Genomic DNA, 21,708 nt, shown 5'->3' on the forward strand with positions numbered 1-21,708 from the left:
CGGAGCAAGACCGGCTCCCCCACCTATGAGAAACGCTGACCGAAACCTGAGGGCACGCTTGCACAGCGTGACCGCGGCCATTGTGTCAGATGAGGGAGCCTCGAGTCTGGGCGGTGTGTCGCGCGCTCAAGCCCGAGCGCGCTCGTACGCCGCGAGGCGCTCGGCGTTCTCGGCGTTGAAGTCGTCCATCGCCTGGCGGTTCCACTCGCGGGCGCGGCGGCCGCGGCGGGAGACGATCCCGCCGACCCACACCGGCACCTCGCGCGCGATGACGAACGCGAGCACCGACAGGGGCGCCAGGATCAGCTGGCCCAGCTCCTCCGCGTCGATGCCCGGGAGCGCCGTGTAGCTCTCCCAGCCGCCCTCCGCCTCCATGTAGGCGCCGCCGATGTGCGCGGCGTAGACGAGGAGCGCGACGAGGAAGGCGCCCAGCACGTGCGCCCACCAGCCCGCGCGGTTCACCACGAGCGTGACCAGCCAGTAGGCGAGGAAGAAGACGATGACCGGCAGGAGGAACGACGGCCGCAGCCACACGGTCTCGAGCGTCTCGGCGGCGTCGAAGCCGCGGTCGAAGAGGTAGCCGACCGCGAAGAACGCGGCGGCGAACACGAGCGCGAAGATCGCCGTTGCGAGGAGCGCGACCGCGAAGCCGACCCCGCGGGCGCCCTTCCGGCGCGGCGGCACGGGCTCCTCGACGAGCACGATGGGCGTGCCGCCCGAGGCCGCGCGCGCCGTCTCCTCGTCGACCGCGATCGCCGATGCGGGCACCTCGTCGCGCACGATGCCGAAGCGCTGCGTGCGCTCGTCGGCGCCCGGCTGCTGCTCGAGCACGCGGGTGTCGCCGTCGGCGTCGTGCGTGTCGATCGCACGGGTGGCCTGGTCGTCGTGGTGCTGGGCGTCCATCGCCTGCGTCGGCTCCGGCTCGACGAAGTCGCGGTCGGAGCGGCCGTCGCGGGAGGCGGCGGCGGCACCTGCGGCTCCGGCGGCGGCGACGCCGCCCGCGGCGAGCGCGCCGGCGTGGCCGCGATCGGCGTCGGGCGCGGGGTCGCCGTCGGGCGTGCCGTCGCCGCCGACGTCACCGGCCGCGCCGGCGTCCGTGCCGGCGGTGTGGCGGCGCAGGCCGAAGGAGGGGCGGCGCGGCTCGACGAGCGGAGGCGGGCCGTCGCCCGCGTCGCGCGAGGCGTCGTCGCCGTCGGCCGCCGCGTCGCGGGGGCCCTCGGGCTCGTGCGGGGCGAGCTCGGGCTGCTGCTCGAGCGAGCTGGCCGCCGCGTCGCCGTGCGCCTCGTGGGCGTCGGTGCGGGCCATGTCGTCGGGCGCGGCGGCCGAGTGCGACGGGCCGCGCAGCGTGGAGGGCGCGATCACGGTCGGCTCGATGGGGCTGTCGCCCCGGTCGTCGGCGACCGCGGTGTCGAGCGGCGCGGTGTCGGTGCCCGGCTCGTGCTCCACGAGCGGCTGGTGCTCGTCGTGCTCGGAGACCGAGGTGGCCGCGACCTCCGCGTCGTCGGGCGCGTCGTCGGCCGAGTGGTGGTGCACCTGGCGCTCGCTCGTCGAGGGCTCGACGGCCTCAGCGCCGGTGTCGCCGGTGGTGGGCTCCTTGGCCGATGCGCTGCCGAAGAACCGATCGCGCCACGAGGTGGGCTGCTCGTCGCTCATGGTGAAACCTCCTGAGGCGGCTCGGTGCCGCGCCGTCGGCCGATTGTAGGCACGGCGCGCCGGGCGTCCCCCGCGCCGCACCGCGCGCATCCGTTTTGCCCTCGGCACGACGAAGGGGCCGCACCCTCGCGGGTGCGGCCCCTTCGTCGACTGCGGGCTAGACGTACTGCCCGGGCTCCTCGCCGAGCTCGCCGCCGGTGAAGGCGTCGAAGTCGAGGTAGGACAGGTCGGACTCGTCCACGCCGCCGGCGTCGGCGAACAGGCGGTTCGGGTAGCGCTCCGCCTTCGCCTCCTCCGTGGCCTCGACCGAGACGTCGCGGTAGCGCGCCAGGCCGGTGCCCGCGGGGATGAGCTTGCCGATGATGACGTTCTCCTTGAGGCCGAGCAGCGGGTCGCGCTTGCCGGCCAGAGCCGCCTCGGTCAGCACCTTGGTCGTCTCCTGGAAGGAGGCGGCCGACAGCCACGACTCCGTCGCGAGCGACGCCTTCGTGATGCCCATGACCTCCTGGCGGGCCGAGGCCGTCTTCTTGCCCTCGGTGAGCGCCGCGCGGTTCAGCTCGTTGTACCGCGAGCGGTCGACGAGCTCACCCGGGAGCAGGTCGGTCTCGCCGTGGTCGACGACCGTCACCTTGCGCAGCATCTGCCGCACGATGACCTCGATGTGCTTGTCGTGGATCGGCACGCCCTGCGAGCGGTACACGTCCTGGACGCCCGAGACCAGGTGCTTCTGCACCTCGCGGACGCCGCGCACGCGCAGCACCTCCTTCGGGTCGACCGAGCCCACCTGCAGCTGCTGGCCCTGCTCGACGTGGTCGCCGTCGCCGACCTCCAGCGTCGCGCGGCGCAGCACCTGGTAGACGAGCTCCTCGTCGCCGTTGTCGGGCGTGAGCACGACGCGCTTCGACTTCTCGTCCTCCTCGATGCGCACCCGGCCGGCCGCCTCGGCGATCGGCGAGGAGTTCTTCGGGGTGCGGGCCTCGAAGAGCTCCGTCACGCGGGGCAGACCCTGCGTGATGTCGCTCGCGCCGACCGAGCCGCCCGTGTGGAACGTGCGCATGGTGAGCTGCGTGCCGGGCTCGCCGATCGACTGGGCGGCGATGATGCCGACCGCCTCGCCGATGTCGACGAGCTTGCCGGTGGCCAGCGAGCGGCCGTAGCAGTGGGCGCAGACGCCGACCGCCGACTCGCACGTGAGCACCGAGCGCACCTTGACCTGCTCGACGCCCGCGGCGATGAACGCGCGGATCTCGAGGTCGCCGATGTCGGAGCCCGCCGTGGCGAGCACCGTGCCGTCGGCCGCGACGACGTCCGTGGCGACGTTGCGGGCGTAGACCGCGGACTCCACGTTCTCGTGCAGCACCAGCTGGCCGTCGACCAGCTCGGCGATCGGGGTGTCGAGGCCGCGCTCCGTGCCGCAGTCGTCCTCGCGGATGATGACGTCCTGCGAGACGTCGACGAGTCGACGCGTCAGGTAGCCCGAGTCGGCGGTGCGGAGCGCGGTGTCGGCCGAGCCCTTGCGCGCGCCGTGCGTGGCGATGAAGTACTCCGCCACCGTCAGCCCCTCGCGGTACGAGGAGATGATCGGACGCGGGATGACCTCGCCCTTCGGGTTCGTCACCAGGCCTCGCATGCCGGTGATGTTGCGCACCTGGATCCAGTTGCCGTTCGCGCCGGCGGTCACCATGCGGTAGATCGAGTTGCCCTCGTCGAACGCGTCCTGCGTCGCCTTCTGCACCTCGTTGGTGGCCTTCGTCCAGAGCTCGGTCAGGTCACCGCGACGCTCGGCGTCGGTGATGAGGCCCTTCTCGAACTTGTCCTGCACCTTGCGCGCCACCTCTTCCGCGGCGGCGACGATCTCGCCCTTGCGCGCGGGGGTGATGACGTCCGAGAGCGCGACCGAGATGCCCGAGCGCGTGGCCCAGTAGAAGCCCGCGTCCTTGATCTTGTCGAGCGTCGCCGCCACCACGGTCTTCGGGTAGCGCTCGGCGAGCGCGTTCACGATGAGCGAGATGACCGGCTTCGCCGCGACCTCGGAGACGAACGGGAAGTCGTCCGGCAGCAGCTCGTTGAAGAGCGCGCGGCCGAGCGTCGTCTCGTGCAGGAACGGCTCACCGTCGACGAAGCCCTCCGGGCGGTCCTGGTCGCGGAAGACCAGGCCCGACAGGCGGATGCGCACCACGGCACCGAGGTCCAGGGAGCCCTGGTCCATGGCCATGATCGCCTCGGCGACCGAGGAGAACGCGCGGCCCGTGCCCACCGCATCCGCCTTCACCGTGGTGAGGTGGTGCAGGCCGGAGACGATCTCGTGGGTCGGGAGCGTCACCGGGCGGCCGTCGGACGGCTTCAGGATGTTGTTCGACGCGAGCATCAGCACGCGGGCCTCGGCCTGGGCCTCGACCGACAGCGGCAGGTGCACGGCCATCTGGTCGCCGTCGAAGTCGGCGTTGAACGCCGAGCAGACGAGCGGGTGCAGCTGGATGGCCTTGCCCTCGACGAGCAGCGGCTCGAAGGCCTGGATGCCGAGGCGGTGCAGCGTGGGCGCGCGGTTCAGCAGCACGGGGCGCTCGCGGATGATCTCCTCGAGCACGTCCCACACCTGCGGCTTCGACCGCTCGACCATGCGCTTGGCGTGCTTGATGTTCTGGGAGTGGCCCAGGTCGATCAGGCGCTTGATGACGAACGGCTTGAACAGCTCGAGCGCCATCTGCTTGGGCAGGCCGCACTGGTGCAGCTGCAGCTGCGGGCCGACCACGATGACCGAGCGGCCCGAGTAGTCGACGCGCTTGCCGAGCAGGTTCTGGCGGAACCGGCCCTGCTTGCCCTTCAGCATGTCGGAGAGCGACTTCAGCGCGCGGTTGCCGGTGCCCGTGACGGGACGGCCGCGGCGGCCGTTGTCGAACAGGGCGTCGACCGCCTCCTGCAGCATGCGCTTCTCGTTGTTCACGATGATCTCGGGGGCACCGAGGTCGAGCAGGCGGCGGAGTCGGTTGTTGCGGTTGATGACGCGGCGGTACAGGTCGTTCAGGTCGCTCGTCGCGAAGCGGCCACCGTCGAGCTGCACCATCGGGCGCAGCTCCGGCGGGATCACCGGGACGACGTCGAGCACCATCGCGGCCGGGCTGTTGCCCGTCTGCAGGAACGAGTTGACGACCTTGAGGCGCTTGATCGCGCGGATCTTGCGCTGGCCCTTGCCCTCGGCGATCTGCGTGTGCAGGTCCTCGGCCTCGGCGGCCAGGTCGAAGGCGAGCAGGCGCAGCTTGATCGCCTCGGCGCCCATGTGGCCCTCGAAGAACTCGCCGTACAGGTCGGTGAGGTCGTGGTACGCCGCGTCCTCCGCCTTCAGGTCGCCGACCTTCAGGGTGCGGAAGTCGTCGAAGACCCGCTCCATGTGGGCGATCTGGTCGTCGGCGATCTTGCGCAGCTGCGCCATCTCGCGCTCGCCGGCGTCCTTGACCTTGCGCTTCTGGTCGGCCTTGGCGCCCTCCTCCTCGAGCTGGGCGACGTCGGCCTCCAGCTGCGAGAGGCGCTCGGCGATGTCGGCGTCACGGCGCTTCTCGATCTCGGCGACCTTGAGGCGCAGCTCCTGCTCGAGCTGCGGCAGGCGCTCGTGACGAGCCTCCGTGTCGACCCGGATGATCATGTACGCGGCGAAGTAGATGACCTTCTCGAGGTCCTTCGGCGCCATGTCGAGCAGGTAGCCAAGACGGCTGGGCACGCCCTTGAAGTACCAGATGTGCGTGACGGGGGCGGCGAGCTCGATGTGGCCCATGCGCTCGCGGCGCACCGACGACTTCGTGACCTCGACACCGCAGCGCTCGCAGACGATGCCCTTGAAGCGCACGCGCTTGTACTTGCCGCACGCGCACTCCCAGTCGCGGCTCGGGCCGAAGATCTGCTCGCCGAACAGGCCGTCCTTCTCCGGCTTCAGCGTGCGGTAGTTGATGGTCTCCGGCTTCTTCACTTCGCCATAGGACCAGCCCCGGATGTCGTCGGCCGTTGCCAGGCCGATCCGCAGCTCATCGAACGTGGTTGCGTCGATCAATGCATTTCCCTCTTGTTTCGAAGTTCTGTCTGCGGCTGCTGGATCAGATGTCGTCGATCGACGACATCTCCGGCCGGGAGATGTTGATGCCGAGCTCCTCGGCCGTGCGGAGGGCCTCGTCCTCGTCATCGCGCAGCGTGACGACGTCGCCGGCTGCGTTCAGCACCTCGACGTTCAGGCAGAGCGACTGCATCTCCTTCATGAGCACCTTGAAGGACTCGGGGATGCCGGGCTCCTGGATGTTCTCGCCCTTGACGATCGCCTCGTACACCTTCACGCGGCCGACGATGTCGTCCGACTTGATGGTGAGGAGCTCCTGCAGCGTGTAGGCCGCGCCGTACGCCTCGAGCGCCCAGACCTCCATCTCGCCGAACCGCTGGCCGCCGAACTGCGCCTTGCCGCCCAGGGGCTGCTGCGTGATCATCGAGTACGGCCCGGTCGAGCGCGCGTGGATCTTGTCGTCGACCAGGTGGTGCAGCTTGAGGATGTACATGTAGCCGACCGAGATCGGGTACGGGAACGGCTCGCCCGAGCGGCCGTCGAGCAGGTTGGCCTTGCCCGAGCCGTCGATGAGGCGGAGGCCGTCGCGCGTCGGGAGCGTCGCGTCGAGCAGGCCGATGATGGTCTCCTCGGTCGCGCCGTCGAACACCGGCGTGGCCACCTTCGTGTCGGCGGGCGCCTCGAGCGTGCGGGGGTCGAGACCCTCTGCCCACTCCGGCGTGCCGTCGACCTTCCAGCCCGTCTTCGCGATCCAGCCGAGGTGCGTCTCGAGCACCTGGCCGAAGTTCATGCGCTTCGGGATGCCGAGCGGGTTCAGCACGATGTCGACCGGCGTGCCGTCGGCGAGGAACGGCATGTCCTCCTCGGGCAGGATCTTCGCGATGACGCCCTTGTTGCCGTGACGGCCGGCGAGCTTGTCGCCCTCGGTGATCTTGCGCTTCTGCGCGATGTAGACCACGACCTTCTCGTGCACGCCCGAGCCCAGCTCGTCGTCGCCGTCCTCAGCGCGGAACTGCTTGACGGCGATGACCGTGCCCTGCTCGCCGTGGGGCACCTTGAGCGACGTGTCGCGCACCTCGCGGCTCTTCTCGTTGAAGATCGCGCGGAGCAGGCGCTCCTCGGCCGACAGCTCGGTCTCGCCCTTCGGCGTCACCTTGCCGACCAGGATGTCGCCCGGCACGACCTCGGCGCCGATGCGGATGATGCCGCGCTCGTCGAGGTCGGCGAGCAGGTCGGGGCCGACGTTGGGGAGGTCGCGGGTGATCTCCTCCTTGCCGAGCTTCGTGTCGCGCGCATCCACCTCGTACTCCTCGATGTGGATCGACGAGAGCACGTCGTCCTTCACGAGGTTCTGGCTGAGGATGATCGCGTCCTCGTAGTTGTGGCCCTCCCACGGCATGAACGCCACGAGCAGGTTGCGGCCGAGGGCGAGCTCGCCCTGGTCGGTCGCGGGGCCGTCGGCGATGACCTCGCCGGCCTCGATGCGGTCGCCCGCCGAGACGATGACGCGGTGGTTGTACGACGTGCCCTGGTTGGAGCGGTCGAACTTGCGCAGGAAGTACTGCTGCGTGCCGCCCTCGTCGAGCTGGATCGAGACCATGTCGGCCGAGACCTCGGCGACGACGCCCGCCTTGTCGGCGGTGATGACGTCGCCGGAGTCGATCGCGGCGAAGCCCTCCATGCCGGTGCCGACGAACGGCGCCTCGGAGCGCACGAGCGGCACGGCCTGGCGCTGCATGTTCGCACCCATGAGGGCGCGGTTCGCGTCGTCGTGCTCGAGGAACGGGATGAGGCTCGTCGCGACCGACACCATCTGGCGCGGCGAGACGTCCATGTAGTCGACCTCGGTCGGGACGACGAGCTCGACCTCCTCGCCCTTGCGACGGGCGACGACGCGGTCCTCGACGAACTGCTGCTTCGAGTTGAGGCGGTTGTTCGCGTGGGCGACGACGAACTCGTCCTCCTCCGACGCGGTCAGGTAGTCGATCTGCTCGCCGACGATGCCGTTCTCGACGCGGCGGTACGGCGTCTCGATGAAGCCGAACGAGTTGATGCGCGCGAAGGTCGCGAGCGAGCCGATGAGGCCGATGTTCGGGCCTTCCGGCGTCTCGATCGGGCACATGCGGCCGTAGTGCGAGGGGTGCACGTCGCGCACCTCGACGCCGGCGCGCTCGCGGCTCAGGCCGCCGGGGCCGAGGGCCGAGAGGCGGCGCTTGTGGGTCAGGCCCGCGAGCGGGTTGTTCTGATCCATGAACTGCGACAGCTGCGAGGTGCCGAAGAACTCCTTGATCGCGGCGCTCACGGGACGCACGTTGATCAGGGTCTGCGGGGTGATCGCCTCGATGTCCTGCGTGGACATGCGCTCGCGGACGACGCGCTCCATGCGGGCCAGGCCCGTGCGGACCTGGTTCTGGATGAGCTCGCCGACGGCGCGGATGCGACGGTTGCCGAAGTGGTCGATGTCGTCGACGTCGAGGCGGATGTCGACGGCCTCGCCCTTGCGGACGCCCGGCAGCGTGGTCTCCTCGGCGTGCAGCGCGACGAGGTACTTGATCGTCGCGACGATGTCCTCGACCGAGAGCACCGAGTCGCTCATGGGCGCGTCGATGCCGAGCTTGCGGTTGATCTTGTAGCGACCCACCTTCGCGAGGTCGTAGCGCTTCGGGTTGAAGTAGAAGTTGTCGAGCAGCGCACGGGCGGCCTCGGCGGCGACCTGCTCGCCCGGACGCAGCTTGCGGTAGATGTCGCGGAGGGCGTCCTCCTTCGACATGGGCGCGTCCTTCTCGAGCGTCGCGAGGATCGACTCGTAGCCGGCGAACTCCTGCGCGATGTCCTCGGCGGTCATGCCGAGCGCCTTCAGGAAGACGGTGACCGACTGCTTGCGCTTGCGGTCGATGCGCACGCCGACGGCATCGCGCTTGTCGATCTCGAACTCGAGCCAGGCGCCGCGGCTGGGGATGACGCGCGCCGAGTAGATGTCCTTGTCGGAGTTCTTCTCCGGGGTGCGCTCGAAGTAGACGCCGGGGCTGCGCACGAGCTGCGAGACGACGACGCGCTCCGTGCCGTTCACGATGAACGTGCCCTTCTCGGTCATGAGCGGGAAGTCGCCCATGAAGACGGTCTGCGACTTGATCTCGCCCGTCTCGTGGTTCATGAACTCGGCCGAGACGTACAGCGGCGCGGCGTACGTCTTGCCGCGCTCCTTGCACTCGTCGATCGTGTACTTGGGCACGTCGAGCACCGGCTCCGAGAAGGAGAGCTGCATCTTCTCGCTCAGGTCCTCGATGGGCGAGATCTCCTCGAAGATCTCCTCGAGGCCCGAGTGCGCGGGGACGTCGTCGCGACCCTCGGCGTTCGCCAGGTCGAGGCGGGCCTTCCAGGCAGCGTCGCCGATGAGCCATTCGAAGCTCTCGGTCTGCAGTGCCAGCAGGTCGGGGACGGTCAGGGTGTCCGAGATTCGCGCGAAGCTCAGTCGGCTTGCGTTCCGACCGGTCTTGGGGCTCAGTTCAGCCAAGGCAGATACCTCCGGGCCGGGAAGGGTTGCGGGTCTTCCCGGGATCGTGTCGTCGGTGAGAGACTCGTCAACACCCTGAAGCGCCCTGTTCGGGCGCAGGCCGACCGCAATATGAAGGCAGAGGGGATGTCTGTGAGCGCAAATGGCTACGATACGCCGCGGATGCCCGGATGTCCAGCCGGGTCGGCGTGTCGGCTCTCGCCCCTGCGTCCGACGATGCTAGCGCGCGACCCGGATCGCCGAGAGGGCGGACAATGGTGCCTGTGGAGACCCCCAGTCGCCGGCTCTCGAGCGGCCTGCACGCCGAGATGCGCTTCGCCGGCGCGGGCGGCTGGCAGCTCGTCGTCGACGGCACGCCGCAGTCGCACGTCGACCCCGAGCGGCCGGAGCTGCTCGTCTACGAGTACGTGCAGCAGATCGGGCACGTCATCGACGCGCTGCCGCCCGGCCCGGTCACCGCGGTGCACCTCGGCGCCGGCGCGCTGACGCTCCCCCGCTACATCGACGCCACGCGCCCGGGCTCCCGCCAGCAGGTGATCGAGCTCGAGCCGCTGCTCGTCGAGCTCGTGCGCGAGGTCGCGCCGCTCCCCCGCGGCGCGAGCGTGCGCGTGCGCTACGGCGATGCCCGCGAGCAGCTCGGCCGGCTGCCGGCAGGGCTGCGCGGCAGCGCCGACCTCGTGGTGGTGGATGTCTTCTCGGGCTCGCAGACGCCGGCGCACGTCACCACGGTCGAGTTTCACGCGCTCGTGCGCGACCTGCTCGCGCCCGACGGCGTCGTGGTCGTGAACATCGCCGACGACCGCACGCTCGCGTTCGCCAAGCGTCAGCTCGCTGCGCTGCACGAGGTGCACGGCGAGGTCGCCGCCCTCGCCGATCCCGGCATGCTCAAGGGCCGCAGGTTCGGCAACGTCGTGGCGGTCGCGGGCGCGGCGCTGCCCGACCTCGACGCGATCGGCCGCGCCCTGCGGCGCGACCCGCTGCCGGGCAAGGTCGTCTCGGGCGCCGAGCTGCGCCGCTTCCTCGGGGGCGCGCTGCCGGCGCGGGACGCCGACGCGACGCCGAGCCCCGCGCCCGGCCGCGGCGTCTTCGGCTGACGCGACCCGCCGCATCCGTCCCTTCCCGGGCGCAGGCCGCGCGGCCCCGGCGCACAACGCAAGCCCGGCGCGCCGGCTCAGCGCGCCTCGGCGAGCGGTGGCTCCAGCGGCCGCTGATCGTCGACGGCGGGCTTGCGTTGTGCCGGGCGCTCCGCGGCTCGCGGGGCGGGCTCCCGGGGAAAGCCGCCCCGGTGCGGGACGATGACCGCATGAGCGAGTCGATCGGCTACGACCAGACCGCGCTGCGGAACGCCGTCGACGTCGGGGCCGCGGCCCGCAGGCTGCGCCAGCTCGGCCGCGAGCGATCGCTCGCCGCGGTGTCGGAGCGCGCCTGGCTGCTCGAGAGCATCGGCCGGCTCGACGAGGCGCTCGCGGCGGCGAGCGAGGCGGTGACCCTCGCGCGAGCGTCGGGCTCGCGCGACCGGGTCGCCGAGGCGCGGCTGCTGCGCGCCTCCGTCGTGCAGACGCGCGGCGACCTGCGCACGGCGCTGCGCGAGTGCACGGCGATCATCGCCGAGTCGCGCTCGAACGACTGGGTCGAGCTCTGGGCGCACGCGCTGCAGCAGCGCGGCACCGTGCACTTCGCGCTCGAGCAGTGGCACGAGTCGCTCGTCGACTTCACCGTCGCGGTCGAGCTGTGCCGCGAGGCGCAGCTGCCGGCCGAGCAGCTCGAGGCCGCCGAGGTCGCGCTGCTCGTCGCGACCGACCGCGCCCAGACCGAGGCGCTGCGGGCCGACCAGGACGTGCCGCGCGCCTCGCACCCCATCTGGGGCGGGCGCTGACGCCCACCGTCCACAGGCGTCCGCGGCCGCTTGGCGCGGCGTGGGCGCCGGCTGGCATGCTCGCAGCCGGGCGCGGGGCTGGAGGAGGAGCGGATGGCTGATCTCGATCGGGTGCGGATCTGGGCGGAGGCCCTCATCCGGCTGCACCTCGACGACAGCTGGAGCTTCGCCTTCGACCGCGCCGCGAAGCGCGCGGGCCTCACGGACTACACGCACCGGCGCATCACGGTCTCGCGGCACCTCGCCGCGCGCTGGGACGACGACGAGGTGCATCAGACGCTCCTGCACGAGGTCGCCCACGCGATGGTCGGGCCGGGCGCGGGCCACGGGCCGCGCTGGGAGCGCACCGCGCGCGAGCTCGGCTACGTCGGCGGGCGCACGCACCAGGGCGAGATCGCCGCGGAGCGCGCCGGCTGGGTGGGCTCGTGTCCCGGCGGCCACGAGCACGTGCGCTTCCGGGCCCCCAGGGGCCGCTACGCGTGCACGCCGTGCACGCGATCGGCGCGCCGCGTGGTCGAGGTGCGCTGGCGCCGCCGCGAGCAGGCCGCGTGAGCCGCGGGCGCGAGCGATGACCGCGCGCACGCTCTCGAACGGGCTCGAGGCCCGACTGGTCGCCGACGCGCACGGACTCGTGCTGGTGATCGACGGCATCGAGCAGTCGCACCTCGGCCCCGCAGGATCGCCGCCCCGGCACGCCTCGCACCGGTGGATGCTCGCGGCCGCAGCCGAGTCGCTGGCCGCCTCCGGCGGCGGCACGGCGCTCCACCTCGGCGGCGGCGCGGCAGCGCTGCCGCGGGCGCTGCAGGAGGCGCTGCCGCACCTGCGGCAGACGGTGGTCGAGCTCGAGCCCGCGATCGTCGCGCTCGTCGCCGAGGCGGCGCCGCTGCCGGCGGGCATCGACGTCGTCGTCGGTGACGGGCGCGCCGTGCTCGAGCGCGTCGCCGCGCCGGTCGCGCTCGTGACCATCGACGTCTTCGGTGCGGGGCGGGTGCCGGCGCCCTTCACGACGCTCGAGTGCTTCGCGGCGGCCCGGGCGGCGCTCGAGCCCGGCGGCGCGCTCGTGGTGAACTCGGCCGACGGCCCGCCGCTGCGGTTCCTCCGCGGTCAGCTCGCGACGCTGCGGGCCGTCTTCGCCCACGTCGCGCTCGTCACCACCGGCTCGACGCTCGCCGGCGCCCGCCACAGCAACGCGGTGCTGCTCGCGAGCGATGCGCCGCTGCCGCTCGACGCCGTGCGCGAGCGGGTGCGCACCGGGCCGCCGCCGGCCGCCGTGCTCGGCTGGGATCGGCTGCGGCGCTTCGTCGACGAGGCCTCACCGGTGCCGGCGCGCGACGCCACCGCGGTCGACTCCCCCGCCCCGGTGCGGTCGGCCTACCTGGGCTCCGCCGCGCTGCCGCCGTCGCTCACCGCGCCGGACGCCTGAGCTGCGGGCGGTGCCGACGCATCCCCCGCCCGCACCGCGCCGGGCGCGACCGCCCCGGCCGGCCCGGCCGCCGCATCCGCGCCCTCGACCGCCTCGGGCGGCGCGGCCGCCTCGTAGGAGGCGCTGATGACGCGGTACGAGCGGGTGAGGAAGGCGAGCGCCGACGCGACGACCATGACCGCTCCCGCGATGAGGAACACGAGCGCGATGCCCCGCGCCTCGCCCGTGCCGAGCACCGGCTCGAGCGCGGCGGCGCCGCTGTCGGAGCGCGCCCACGGGATGATCCAGAACTCGGCGATCGGGGCGATGAGGAACGCGGTGACCGGCGCGGCCGCCGCCTCGAACGCCATCGCGAAGCCGAAGACCCGGCCCTGCCGCGAGAGCGGCACGACGCGCTGGATGATGGTCTGCTCGGCGGCCTCGGCGGCCGGGATGAGGCACATGTACGCCCAGATGCCGAGGGCGTACAGCCACCACCAGTCGCGGATGGTGAAGAGCGCCCCGAGGGCGCCCATGATCATGACGACGATCAGCAGCGTGCGGATCGGGCGCCTGCCGAGCCCGAGCCTCGCGATCACCATGCCGCCGATGATGAAGCCGGTGGCCGAGACGCCCACGACGATGCCCCACACCTCGACGCTGAACAGCTCGAGCCCGTACGGGTCCATGAGCGCCATGTAGACGCCGCCGATGAGGTTGTTGAAGGTCGAGAACACGATGAGCGCGAACAGGCCGCCGATCGCGAGCACCGCGCGCACCGAGCCGCGCAGGTCGATGCCGCGCACCGTGTCGTCGGCGTCGAGCGCGACGACGTCCTCCGGCACGCGCAGCGTCAGCAGGTGGGCGAGGCTCGCGGCCGTGAGGGCGACGGCGATCGCGATGGTCCAGCCCATGCCGAGCTGCCCGATCGCGATCCCGGAGAAGACGCTCGTGATGATGAACGCGATGCCCTGCACCGTGCCGACCATGCCGTTCGCGTTCGCGTGCCGCGCGTCGGGCACGAGCATCGTGACCATGGTCGACAGGGCGATGTTGCGCATGTGCTCGACGACCGCGCCGCCGAGGATGACCGCGGTGAACAGCCAGAACCACGGAGCCGCGAGGTCGAGCAGCGCCGACTCGGGCAGCAGCAGGTACATCGCTCCGGCGAGCGCGAAGGCCCCGAGCGTGAGCGTGCCGGAGAGCAGCATCACCCGCAGCTTGCGGTGGTGGTCGACGATCGAGCCGAAGAGCATGCTGCCGACCGCGACGAACAGCATGTAGGCGCCGCCGATGATGCCGGTGGCGAGCACGGAGCGCGTCTCGAGGTAGACCCAGAAGGTGAGCGCGAACCACAGGAAGCTCGTCGTGACGTTGGCCATCGCCGTGTTGACGAGCACGTGCAGGAACGTGCGCTCGCCCGCCGTGCGCACCTCGCTCGAGGTCATGCGACGACGCTAGCCCCGACCGCCCACGCGCGGCACCCGTCGATCTCGGGCGCCGCGCGTGCCGGGAGGGTCAGCCGCGCGAGTCGCGCGCCTCCGCCCACAGGTCGACGCCCGGCTCGTCGCGCGCGAGCTCGTCGATCGCCGCGAGCTCGTCGTCGCCGAACGAGAGGCTGTCGAGCGCGCCGAGGTTCTGCTCGAGCTGCTCGACGCGCGAGGCGCCGATGGTGAGCGACGTGACGCGCTCGTCGCGCAGCGCCCACGACAGCGCCAGCTGCGCGAGCGTCTGCCCGCGCTGCTCGGCGATGCGCCCGAGGCCGCGGATGCGCTCGATCGCCTCGGGCGAGACGTCGGTGTCGAGCGGCTTGCGGGCCGCGCCGCGGCCGGCGCGCGAGTCGGCGGGCACCCCGTCGAGGTACTTGCCGGTCAGCAGCCCCTGCGCGAGCGCGGTGAAGCCGATCACGCCGATGCCGAGCTCGCCGGCCGCGTCGAGGAGGCCGTCGCGCTCGATCCAGCGGTTGAGCATCGAGTACGACGGCTGGTGGATCGTCAGCGGCGTGCCGAGCGACGCGAGGATCTCGTGCGCGCGGCGGGTCTCGTCGGCGCTGTAGCTCGAGACGCCGACGTACAGGGCACGACCGGTGCGCACGATGTGGTCGAGCGCCGCCATCGTCTCCTCGAGCGGCGTCTCGGGGTCGGGCCGGTGGTGGTAGAAGATGTCGACGTAGTCGAGGCCCATGCGCGCGAGCGACTGGTCGAGGCTCGAGATGAGGTACTTGCGGCTGCCGCCGATGCCGTACGGGCCCGGCCACATGTCCCAGCCGGCCTTCGTCGTGACGAGGATCTCGTCGCGGTGCGCCGCGAGGTCGCTCGCCATGACCCGGCCGAAGTTGAGCTCCGAGGCGCCGAAGGGCGGGCCGTAGTTGTTGGCGAGGTCGAAGTGGGTGATGCCGCGGTCGAACGCGGTGGTCAACAGCTCGCGCTGCCGCTCGAGGGGCACGTCGTCGCCGAAGTTGTGCCACATGCCGAGCGTGAGCAGCGGCAGCTTGAGGCCGGAGCTGCCGGCGCGTCGGTACTGCATGCGGTCGTAGCGTGCGGGGTCTGCCTGCCAGCTCATCGTGCTCCTGCCTTCTGGTGGGCCGCCGCGTCGGCGGCGACGAGGGTGTTCGTGGCGCCCCGCAGCGCGACCGCCGCGGCGCAGGCCGCGGCGCACGCCGGGCTGTGGAAGTCGATGCCGAGCTCGGCGAGCGCGTCGACGACGCGGCCGGCGACGAGCAGGTCGGCGGCGTTCGGCCGCAGGCTGCCGTCGGCCCACCGCTCCCCTGCCGCCACGATCGCGATCGAGGCGCGGTCGCCGAGGCGCACCTGCTCGTCGAGCGCGGCGCGGGCGATGTCGGATGCGTTGGCGAGCGTCGCGTCGAGCACGAGCGACGTGCGCGGGGCGAGCGCGAGCAGCTCGCGCGTCTCGTCGCCGCGGTCGGCGTCGGCGATGACGATCACGTCGGCGGACGCCGCGCGCACGCCGGCGGCGCCCCACTCGAGGGTCACCTGGTAGTCAGCGCTCATCCTGCAAGCCTACGGATCGCGACTGGACGCATCCGTCGTCGCCGCGTCAGCGCAGCGCGCCGCAGTGGGCGAGCGCCGCGCGCACGAGCGAGCCTCGGCCGCCCTCCATCTCGCTCGCGATGAGCTCGGACGCCGCCGCCTCGGGGCTGAGCCACGTGAGCTCGAGCGCGTCCTGCCGCGGGTCGCACGTGCCGCTCACGGGCACGATGTAGCAGAGCGAGACGGCGTGCTGGCGGTCGTCGGAGAAGAGCCCGTCGCCGACGAGCGGGAAGTACTCGGCGATGTGGAACGGCACGGGGCTCGCCGGCAGCTGCGGGAAGGCCATCGGGCCGAGGTCCTTCTCGAGGTGGCGGTAGAGGGCGTCGCGCACGCGCTCGCCGCGCATGACGCGGCCGGAGACGACCGTGCGCGTCATCTCGCTCTGCTCGTTCATGCGCAGCAGCAGCCCGACCTCGGTCACCTGGCCCATGCCGTCGAGGCGCACCGGGATGGCCTCGACGTAGAGGATCGGCAGGCGCTCGCGGGCCTGCTGCAGCTCCTCGTCGCTCAGCCAGCCGGGATTGGGGTCGGGGGTGCGCACAGCCATGGCCCCATTGTGCCTGCCGGAGGGCGGATGCGCCGCGGTCAGGGCCGCAGGCGGCGGCCGGAGCGGTCGGCCCAGAGCGCGAGCCCGAGCCAGGCGGCGGCGACGACGAGCGCGAGCACGACCGAGGGGATGTCGCCGAGCGCGGCGAACCAGCCGACCGGATCGGGGTCGGGCAGCGCGCTCAGCAGCGTGCGCGCCGCGAAGGTCGTCGCGACGGCGAGCATGCTGATGCGCCCGACGGCCGCGAACGGCTCGGCGAAGGCGCCGAGCGCCGACGTGCCGCCGCGCAGGTCGGTGTCGACGGTCGGATGCATCGCGCACGCGAGCACGGAGGCGAGGCTCGCGACCGCGAGGGTGAGCGGCGGCGTCCAGAGCGCCGTCGCCGGCTCGAGCGGCTGCTGCCCCCACACGGTCGGCGTGAAGTAGGCGAGGATGCCGAGCACCCCGAAGAGGGTCGCGGCGAGCAGGCCGTAGCCGACGACCCGGCCGCGCTGGTGGCCGGGGACGCTGCGGGCGCGCAGCAGCGCGTGCGCGAGCGCGGCGCCGGCGGCAGCGGGCACCGCGAGGCCGAGGCCGGCGACGACCGTCGTCACCGCCTGCACGACGAGCGGATCGGCGGTCGTGCCCGCGGCATCCGCGATCCCGCCGACGACGAGCGTGGCGGGGCTGCACCGGTCGCTCAGCTCGCCGCAGAGCCCGGTCGTGAGCCAGAGCGCACCGGCGCCGACGGCCGTGGCGATGACGGTCGCCCATGCCCAGCCCGCCCAGCTGCGCGCGATCGTGCCGAGCAGGCCGAGCGCCGCGAGCGCGACCGCGAGCTGCACGAGCGGGCCGGCGACGGCGATCCGCTCGAGGCCGCCGAGGGAGCCGCCCTCCGGATCGAGCGGGATGCCGGTCGCGGCCCCCCGGATGAGCGCGGCACCCGCGGCGACGACGAGGCCGAGGAGGAGCAGGATGAGCGTGCGCCGGCTCGCGCGGCCGGCGCTCGTCCAGCCGCGGTGCTGCGCGAGCGCGTGCGCGCAGCCGGCGATGAGCGCGAAGGCGGGCAGCGCGACGGCGTCGAGGCCGACCGCGCCCCACGGCTCGGAGCCGGGGAACGGGCGGCTGGGCGCCGCGAGCCACGCGACGGTCGCGAGCACGAGCAGCCCGCGCGCGGCGTCGAGCGAGACGACGCGCCCGATGCGCCCGCGGCGCGACGGGCGACGAGGGCCGCCGCGGGCGCCGCGACCGCCCATGCCCGGCAGCACCCGGGTGGTCGCCGAGGTGCTCGTCACGTGCCCTGCTCCATGCTTCGAGGCTACGGTGTCGGTGAGGCCGCAGGGCCGTCCTGCGCCTCGTGACGAGAGGGGCTCGCATGCACGAGATCGACGCCGAGGCGGTGCGCTGGCGCGAGGGCACCGGGGATGAGCTGCTGGTCGTGATGCACGGCATCGGCTCGCACGAGGGCGACCTGTTCGGCCTCGCGCCGCACCTGCCGGCCGAGCTGACGATCGCGTCGCTCCGGGCGCCGCTGCCCTACGGCGGCGGCTTCGCCTGGTTCGAGTTCTCGCCCGTCGACAGCGACGACCACGAGCTCATCGACCGCTCGGCCGCCTCCGTGCTCGGCTGGCTCGACGGGCTCGAGCGTAAGCACGACCGCGTGCACCTGCTGGGCTTCTCGCAGGGCGGGGCGATGGCGGTGCAGCTCGCGAGGCTCGCGCCCGAGCGCTTTTCGTCGATCGCGCACCTCGCGTCGTTCGTGCACGCGGGCGAGCTGCCCGGCGACGCGGTGCTCGCGGCGCGCGAGCCGCGCATCCCGCTCCTGACGACGATCGGCGACCTCGACGACGTCATCCACCGCGACAAGATCGAGCGCTCGACGCCGTGGCTCGACGCGCACTTCGCCGTCGAGCGCCGCACCTACCACCGGGCGCACACGATCGTCGCCGAGGAGCTCGCCGACGTCGTGGCCTTCCTCGGCCGCGTCTAGCGGGCTCGCGCTCGATCGGCCCGAGCGAAGGCTCGCGGCGCATGCGGCGGCGTGCGCGCGCTCAGGCCGATCGAGCGCACGGCAGACTGGACCCATGCAGCGGTTCAGGCTCGGCGGCGTCCCGGGCGTCACGCCCGCCAAGTGGATGCGGGTGTGGGCCGAGCGCGTGCCCGACGTGCCGATCGAGCTCGTCGAGCTCGCCGAGGCGGAGGCGCCGGCGGCGCTGCGGGAGGGGCGCGTCGACGCCGTGCTCGCGCGCCTGCCGCTCGCGGGCGACGACCTGCACGCGGTGCCGCTCTACGACGAGCTGCCGGTGGTGGTCTCGGCGAAGGGGCACCCGATCGTCGCGTTCGACACGGTGACGCTCGCCGACCTCGAGGGCGAGCCGCTGCTCGCCGACGAGGGCATGACCGCCGCGCAGCTGCTCGAGGTCGTCGCGTCGGGCGCCGGGCTCGCGATCGTGCCCATGTCGGTCGCGCGCGCGCTCGGCGGCCCCGACACCCGGCACCGGGTCGTGACCGACGCGCCGCCCACGACCGTCGCGCTCGCCTGGCTGCGCGCGAACGACTCGCCACTGCACCAAGAGCTCATCGGCATCGCGCGCGGCCGTCGCGCCGGCTCGTCGCGCGGCGCCGAGCGCGACGGCGGCAGGCACAGCGTGGGGCCGGGCAACGCGGCGACCGGCGCCAAGCCGCGCCCGTCGAAGCCGAAGCCCACCCCGACGCCGGGCCGCCCCCGCCGACGCGGCGGGCACGGCCGGTCGGGCCGCCCCGGCCCCGGCGGGCGGCGCTGACGCCTCAGGCGCCGACCGCCTCCAGCGCGTGGAAGATCAGGTAGACCGGCCACACCATCGCCTGCAGCGGGCCCAGGATCACGGCCCAGAAGCCGCCGCCCGACTGCCCGACGAAGTAGATCGCCGCGCCGATGTACGCGAGCAGGAAGAAGAACCCCCACGGGCCGGTCTTCTCGACCACCTGCACGCCCCGCCGCTGCTCCGCCACGATGCCCTCGCTCCTCGGCTGCGCCGGAGCCGGCACCGCCGGGCGACGCCTCGCCGTCGTCCGCATCGTACGTCCGGCCTGTCCTCGCGTCGACGGGCGATCCTGTCGGGCACGACGAAGCCCCGCCTCACGGGGAGGCGGGGCTTCTCGAGTGCGGTGACGGTGGGATTTGAACCCACGGTGGAGGGTTGCTCCACACGACTTTTCGAGAGTCGCACCTTCGGCCGCTCGGACACGTCACCAAGGGGAGACCTTACACGACGCCTGGCGCAGACCCCAACCTGACGCAGAGCGTGCGCACCCGGCGGCGCTCGTGCATCCCCTGCTCGACCTTCTCGCCGCCGTCCTCGTGCCAGCCGTGCTGCTCGTAGAAGGTCGCGGCGCGCTCGTTGCCGGCGAGCACCCACAGGTAGGCGCGCTCGTGGCCGTCGGCGGCGAGCCTGCGCTCCGACTCGGCGAGCAGCGCGTGCCCGACGCCGCGCGACCAGCGGTCCTGCATCGCGTAGATCGCGTAGAGCTCGCCGGTGACGCCCTCGACCCGGTCGTAGGCGGGGCCGCACATCGCCCAGCCGACCACCTCGCCGTCGGCCACCGCGACGAGCTCGTGCCGGCGCGCATCCGCGTGGTGCTCCTCCCACAGCTCGACGCGCCGCTCCGCCTCCCGCTGCACGTCCATGCGGTCGAGCACGCTCTGCGGCACGAGGCCGCGATAGGCGGCCCGCCACGTCTGCACCCGCACCTTCGCGATGCCGGCGGCGTCGTCGATGCTCGCATCGCGCACGTTCGCGGTCATGCCGCCGCCCCCTGCCGGGTGTCGATGACGCAGAAGCGATTGCCCTCGGGATCCTGCATGATGACGTAGTCGGCGTCGGCGGGCCGCTTCGGCCAGTGCACGCGCTGCGCCCCGAGGCGCTCGAGCCGCGCGACCTCGGCGGCCTGGTCGTCGGCGTAGAGGTCGAGGTGGATGCGCGGGGGCAGGGTGCGCTCTGAGGGCGCCGCGTCGAGCGAGACGTTCGTCCCCGGGCCCGACCGGGGCCTCAGGAGGGCGAAGTCGTCATCCATCGGCAGCCTCGGCTCGTAGTCCAGCGCCTCCGTCCAGAAGCGCAGCTGAAGATCGACGTCGGCGCATCGGATCACGACGGAGCCGATGGTCAGCATGGCGTCACCGTAGCGGCGGAAGCCTCAGGAATGCTCCGCTTTTGGTAACGTTGTCCGCAAACTTTTGCGGCGGCTCGGCCCGCGACCCGCGTGGGCGGCTCCCGATAGCCTCGCACGCATGGCCAGAGCACCCGGATACCGCTGCGCCGAGTGCGGATGGACGAGCCTCAAATGGGTCGGCCGCTGCGGCGAGTGCCAGCAGTGGGGCACCGTCGAGGAGGTCGGCGCGACCGTCACGCGCATCGCGCCCGCAGCCGTGCCCGCGTCGCGCGCCGCACGCCCGATCACCGAGCTGCAGGCGGGCGATGCGCCGCGCTGGCCGACCGGGATCGGCGAGTTCGACCGCGTGCTGGGCGGCGGCATCGTGCCCGGCGCGGTCGTGCTCTGCTCGGGCGAGCCGGGCGTCGGCAAGTCGACCCTGCTGCTCGCGGTCGCCGCGACGGCGGCCGCCGCGGGCCGGCGCGTGCTCTACGTCTCGGGCGAGGAGTCGCTCGCGCAGGTGCGCCTGCGCGCCGAGCGCACCGGCGCGCTCGAGCCCGAGCTCTACCTCGCCGCCGAGACCGACCTCGCCACGATCCTCGGCCAGATCCAGGCGACCGCTCCCGAGCTCGTGATCGTCGACTCGGTGCAGACGGTCGCGAGCGCCGACAACGAGGGCCTCGCGGGCGGCCCGAGCCAGGTGCGCGACGTCGCCGCCGCGCTCACGCGGGCGGCGAAGGCGGCGGATGTCCCGCTGCTGCTGGTCGGGCACGTCACGAAGGACGGCTCCGTGGCCGGGCCGCGGCTGCTCGAGCACCTCGTCGACGTGGTCGCGCACTTCGACGGCGACCGGCAGACGGCGCTGCGCTTCGTGCGCACCTCGAAGAACCGCTTCGGCCCCACCGACGAGGTGGGCTGCTTCGAGATGACCGGCGACGGCATCCTCGAGGTGCCCGACCCCTCCGGCCTCTTCCTCTCCCGCTCCGCGACGCCGCTCGCCGGCACGTGCGTGACGGTGGCGCTCGAGGGCCGGCGCGCGATCCCGGTCGAGGTGCAGGCGCTCGTCGTGCAGGCCTCGACGCCGCAGCCGCGCCGCGTCGTGAACGGCGTCGACGCCTCGCGCGTCGCCATGGTGCTCGCGGTGCTCGACCGGCACGCGGGCCTCCACCTCGGCGGCTTCGACGTCTACGTCTCGACGGTCGGCGGCATCCGCATCACCGAGCCCGGTGCCGACCTCGCGATCGCGCTCGCGATCGCGAGCGCCCACCGCAACGTGGCGCTCCCCCGGCAGCTCGCGGCGATCGGCGAGATCTCGCTCGCGGGCGAGATCCGCGCCGCGTCGGCGGTGCAGCGCCGCGCCGCCGAGGCGCGGCGCCTGGGCTACTCCCGCGTCGTCGACGACTCGGTCGGGCTCGTGCGCGCGGCCGTGGCCGATGCGATGCGCGTCGGCCGAGCCGACCCCGCGCCGGCCCCCGCGCTCGCGGCGGTGCCGCGGGGCTGAGCGACGACCGCTGCGC

18 protein-coding genes and 1 tRNA gene are annotated in these 21,708 nt (G+C 72.9%); 7 read left to right on the forward strand and 12 right to left on the reverse strand.

Features of this window, described 5'->3' with window-relative positions:
- Positions 1–126: 126 nt before the first annotated feature.
- The 3 genes from J2X49_RS02885 to rpoB all read right to left on the reverse strand — a co-directional run bounded on the left by J2X49_RS02885 (position 127) and on the right by rpoB (position 9,209).
- Positions 127–1,653: a hypothetical protein gene (locus J2X49_RS02885; protein ID WP_310122315.1), complete on the reverse strand. Its 1,527-nt coding sequence runs from the start codon at positions 1,651–1,653 to the stop codon at positions 127–129.
- A gap of 157 nt (positions 1,654–1,810) precedes the next feature.
- On the reverse strand, positions 1,811–5,695 hold the full coding sequence (gene rpoC, locus J2X49_RS02890; protein ID WP_146355723.1) for a DNA-directed RNA polymerase subunit beta': 3,885 nt from the start codon (positions 5,693–5,695) through the stop codon (positions 1,811–1,813).
- A 43-nt stretch (positions 5,696–5,738) separates the two neighbouring features.
- Complete coding sequence (gene rpoB, locus J2X49_RS02895; protein ID WP_128188740.1) at positions 5,739–9,209, reverse strand: DNA-directed RNA polymerase subunit beta; 3,471 nt, start codon at positions 9,207–9,209, stop codon at positions 5,739–5,741.
- Between the two features lie 254 nt (positions 9,210–9,463).
- On the opposite strand from rpoB, the gene J2X49_RS02900 reads away from it, so the two are divergent.
- The 4 genes from J2X49_RS02900 (at position 9,464) to J2X49_RS02915 (ending at position 12,508) form a co-directional block, all read left to right on the forward strand.
- Positions 9,464–10,303, forward strand: coding sequence for a fused MFS/spermidine synthase (locus J2X49_RS02900; RefSeq protein WP_310122321.1), 840 nt, complete (start codon positions 9,464–9,466; stop codon positions 10,301–10,303).
- 209 nt (positions 10,304–10,512) lie between these two features.
- Positions 10,513–11,085: a hypothetical protein gene (locus tag J2X49_RS02905; protein WP_128188742.1), complete on the forward strand. Its 573-nt coding sequence runs from the start codon at positions 10,513–10,515 to the stop codon at positions 11,083–11,085.
- Between the two features lie 93 nt (positions 11,086–11,178).
- Positions 11,179–11,637, forward strand: coding sequence for a SprT-like domain-containing protein (locus tag J2X49_RS02910; RefSeq protein WP_128188743.1), 459 nt, complete (start codon positions 11,179–11,181; stop codon positions 11,635–11,637).
- A 16-nt stretch (positions 11,638–11,653) separates the two neighbouring features.
- Positions 11,654–12,508 (forward strand): fused MFS/spermidine synthase, encoded by an 855-nt coding sequence (locus J2X49_RS02915; protein ID WP_310122329.1) that lies wholly within the window; start codon positions 11,654–11,656, stop codon positions 12,506–12,508.
- On the opposite strand, the gene J2X49_RS02920 is transcribed toward J2X49_RS02915, so the two are convergent.
- The 5 genes from J2X49_RS02920 to J2X49_RS02940 form a co-directional block, all read right to left on the reverse strand.
- On the reverse strand, positions 12,457–13,935 hold the full coding sequence (locus tag J2X49_RS02920) for an MFS transporter (protein WP_310122332.1): 1,479 nt from the start codon (positions 13,933–13,935) through the stop codon (positions 12,457–12,459). The two genes, J2X49_RS02915 and J2X49_RS02920, sit on opposite strands and share 52 nt — an antisense overlap.
- A 70-nt stretch (positions 13,936–14,005) precedes the next feature.
- Positions 14,006–15,049, reverse strand: coding sequence for an L-glyceraldehyde 3-phosphate reductase (mgrA, locus tag J2X49_RS02925; protein ID WP_128188746.1), 1,044 nt, complete (start codon positions 15,047–15,049; stop codon positions 14,006–14,008).
- Positions 15,046–15,498: a hypothetical protein gene (locus tag J2X49_RS02930; RefSeq protein WP_310122334.1), complete on the reverse strand. Its 453-nt coding sequence runs from the start codon at positions 15,496–15,498 to the stop codon at positions 15,046–15,048. Before J2X49_RS02930 ends, mgrA begins: the two co-directional genes overlap by 4 nt.
- 46 nt (positions 15,499–15,544) lie before the next feature.
- Complete coding sequence (locus J2X49_RS02935; protein WP_128188748.1) at positions 15,545–16,084, reverse strand: NUDIX hydrolase family protein; 540 nt, start codon at positions 16,082–16,084, stop codon at positions 15,545–15,547.
- Between the two features lie 38 nt (positions 16,085–16,122).
- Positions 16,123–17,358, reverse strand: a complete 1,236-nt coding sequence (locus J2X49_RS02940; protein WP_310122340.1) for a hypothetical protein — start codon at positions 17,356–17,358, stop codon at positions 16,123–16,125.
- Between the two features lie 80 nt (positions 17,359–17,438).
- On the opposite strand from J2X49_RS02940, the gene J2X49_RS02945 reads away from it, so the two are divergent.
- Both J2X49_RS02945 and J2X49_RS02950 read left to right on the forward strand, forming a co-directional pair.
- The gene (locus J2X49_RS02945; RefSeq protein ID WP_310122343.1) at positions 17,439–18,053 is read left to right on the forward strand and encodes an alpha/beta fold hydrolase; all 615 of its coding nucleotides are present in this window, start codon (positions 17,439–17,441) and stop codon (positions 18,051–18,053) included.
- Between the two features lie 94 nt (positions 18,054–18,147).
- Positions 18,148–18,846, forward strand: coding sequence for a LysR family transcriptional regulator substrate-binding protein (locus J2X49_RS02950; protein ID WP_310122346.1), 699 nt, complete (start codon positions 18,148–18,150; stop codon positions 18,844–18,846).
- Between the two features lie 4 nt (positions 18,847–18,850).
- Here J2X49_RS02950 and J2X49_RS02955 read toward each other — a convergent pair whose 3' ends face one another.
- From J2X49_RS02955 to J2X49_RS02970, 4 genes are all read right to left on the reverse strand, one after another.
- Positions 18,851–19,054: a hypothetical protein gene (locus J2X49_RS02955; RefSeq protein WP_310122348.1), complete on the reverse strand. Its 204-nt coding sequence runs from the start codon at positions 19,052–19,054 to the stop codon at positions 18,851–18,853.
- A gap of 154 nt (positions 19,055–19,208) precedes the next feature.
- Positions 19,209–19,296, reverse strand: a tRNA-Ser gene (locus J2X49_RS02960).
- Positions 19,297–19,307: 11 nt separating this feature from the next.
- Entirely contained in the window at positions 19,308–19,847 is a 540-nt protein-coding gene (locus J2X49_RS02965) for a GNAT family N-acetyltransferase (RefSeq protein ID WP_310122351.1), read from the reverse strand.
- Entirely contained in the window at positions 19,844–20,212 is a 369-nt protein-coding gene (locus J2X49_RS02970) for a VOC family protein (RefSeq protein ID WP_310122353.1), read from the reverse strand. Before J2X49_RS02970 ends, J2X49_RS02965 begins: the two co-directional genes overlap by 4 nt.
- Before the next feature lie 118 nt (positions 20,213–20,330).
- Between J2X49_RS02970 and radA the strand changes: the two genes are divergently transcribed.
- Positions 20,331–21,692: a DNA repair protein RadA gene (radA, locus tag J2X49_RS02975; protein ID WP_128188754.1), complete on the forward strand. Its 1,362-nt coding sequence runs from the start codon at positions 20,331–20,333 to the stop codon at positions 21,690–21,692.
- Positions 21,693–21,708: the final 16 nt, after the last annotated feature.

The organism is Agrococcus sp. BE272, from assembly GCF_031457935.1.
Lineage (GTDB): Bacteria > Actinomycetota > Actinomycetes > Actinomycetales > Microbacteriaceae > Agrococcus > Agrococcus sediminis.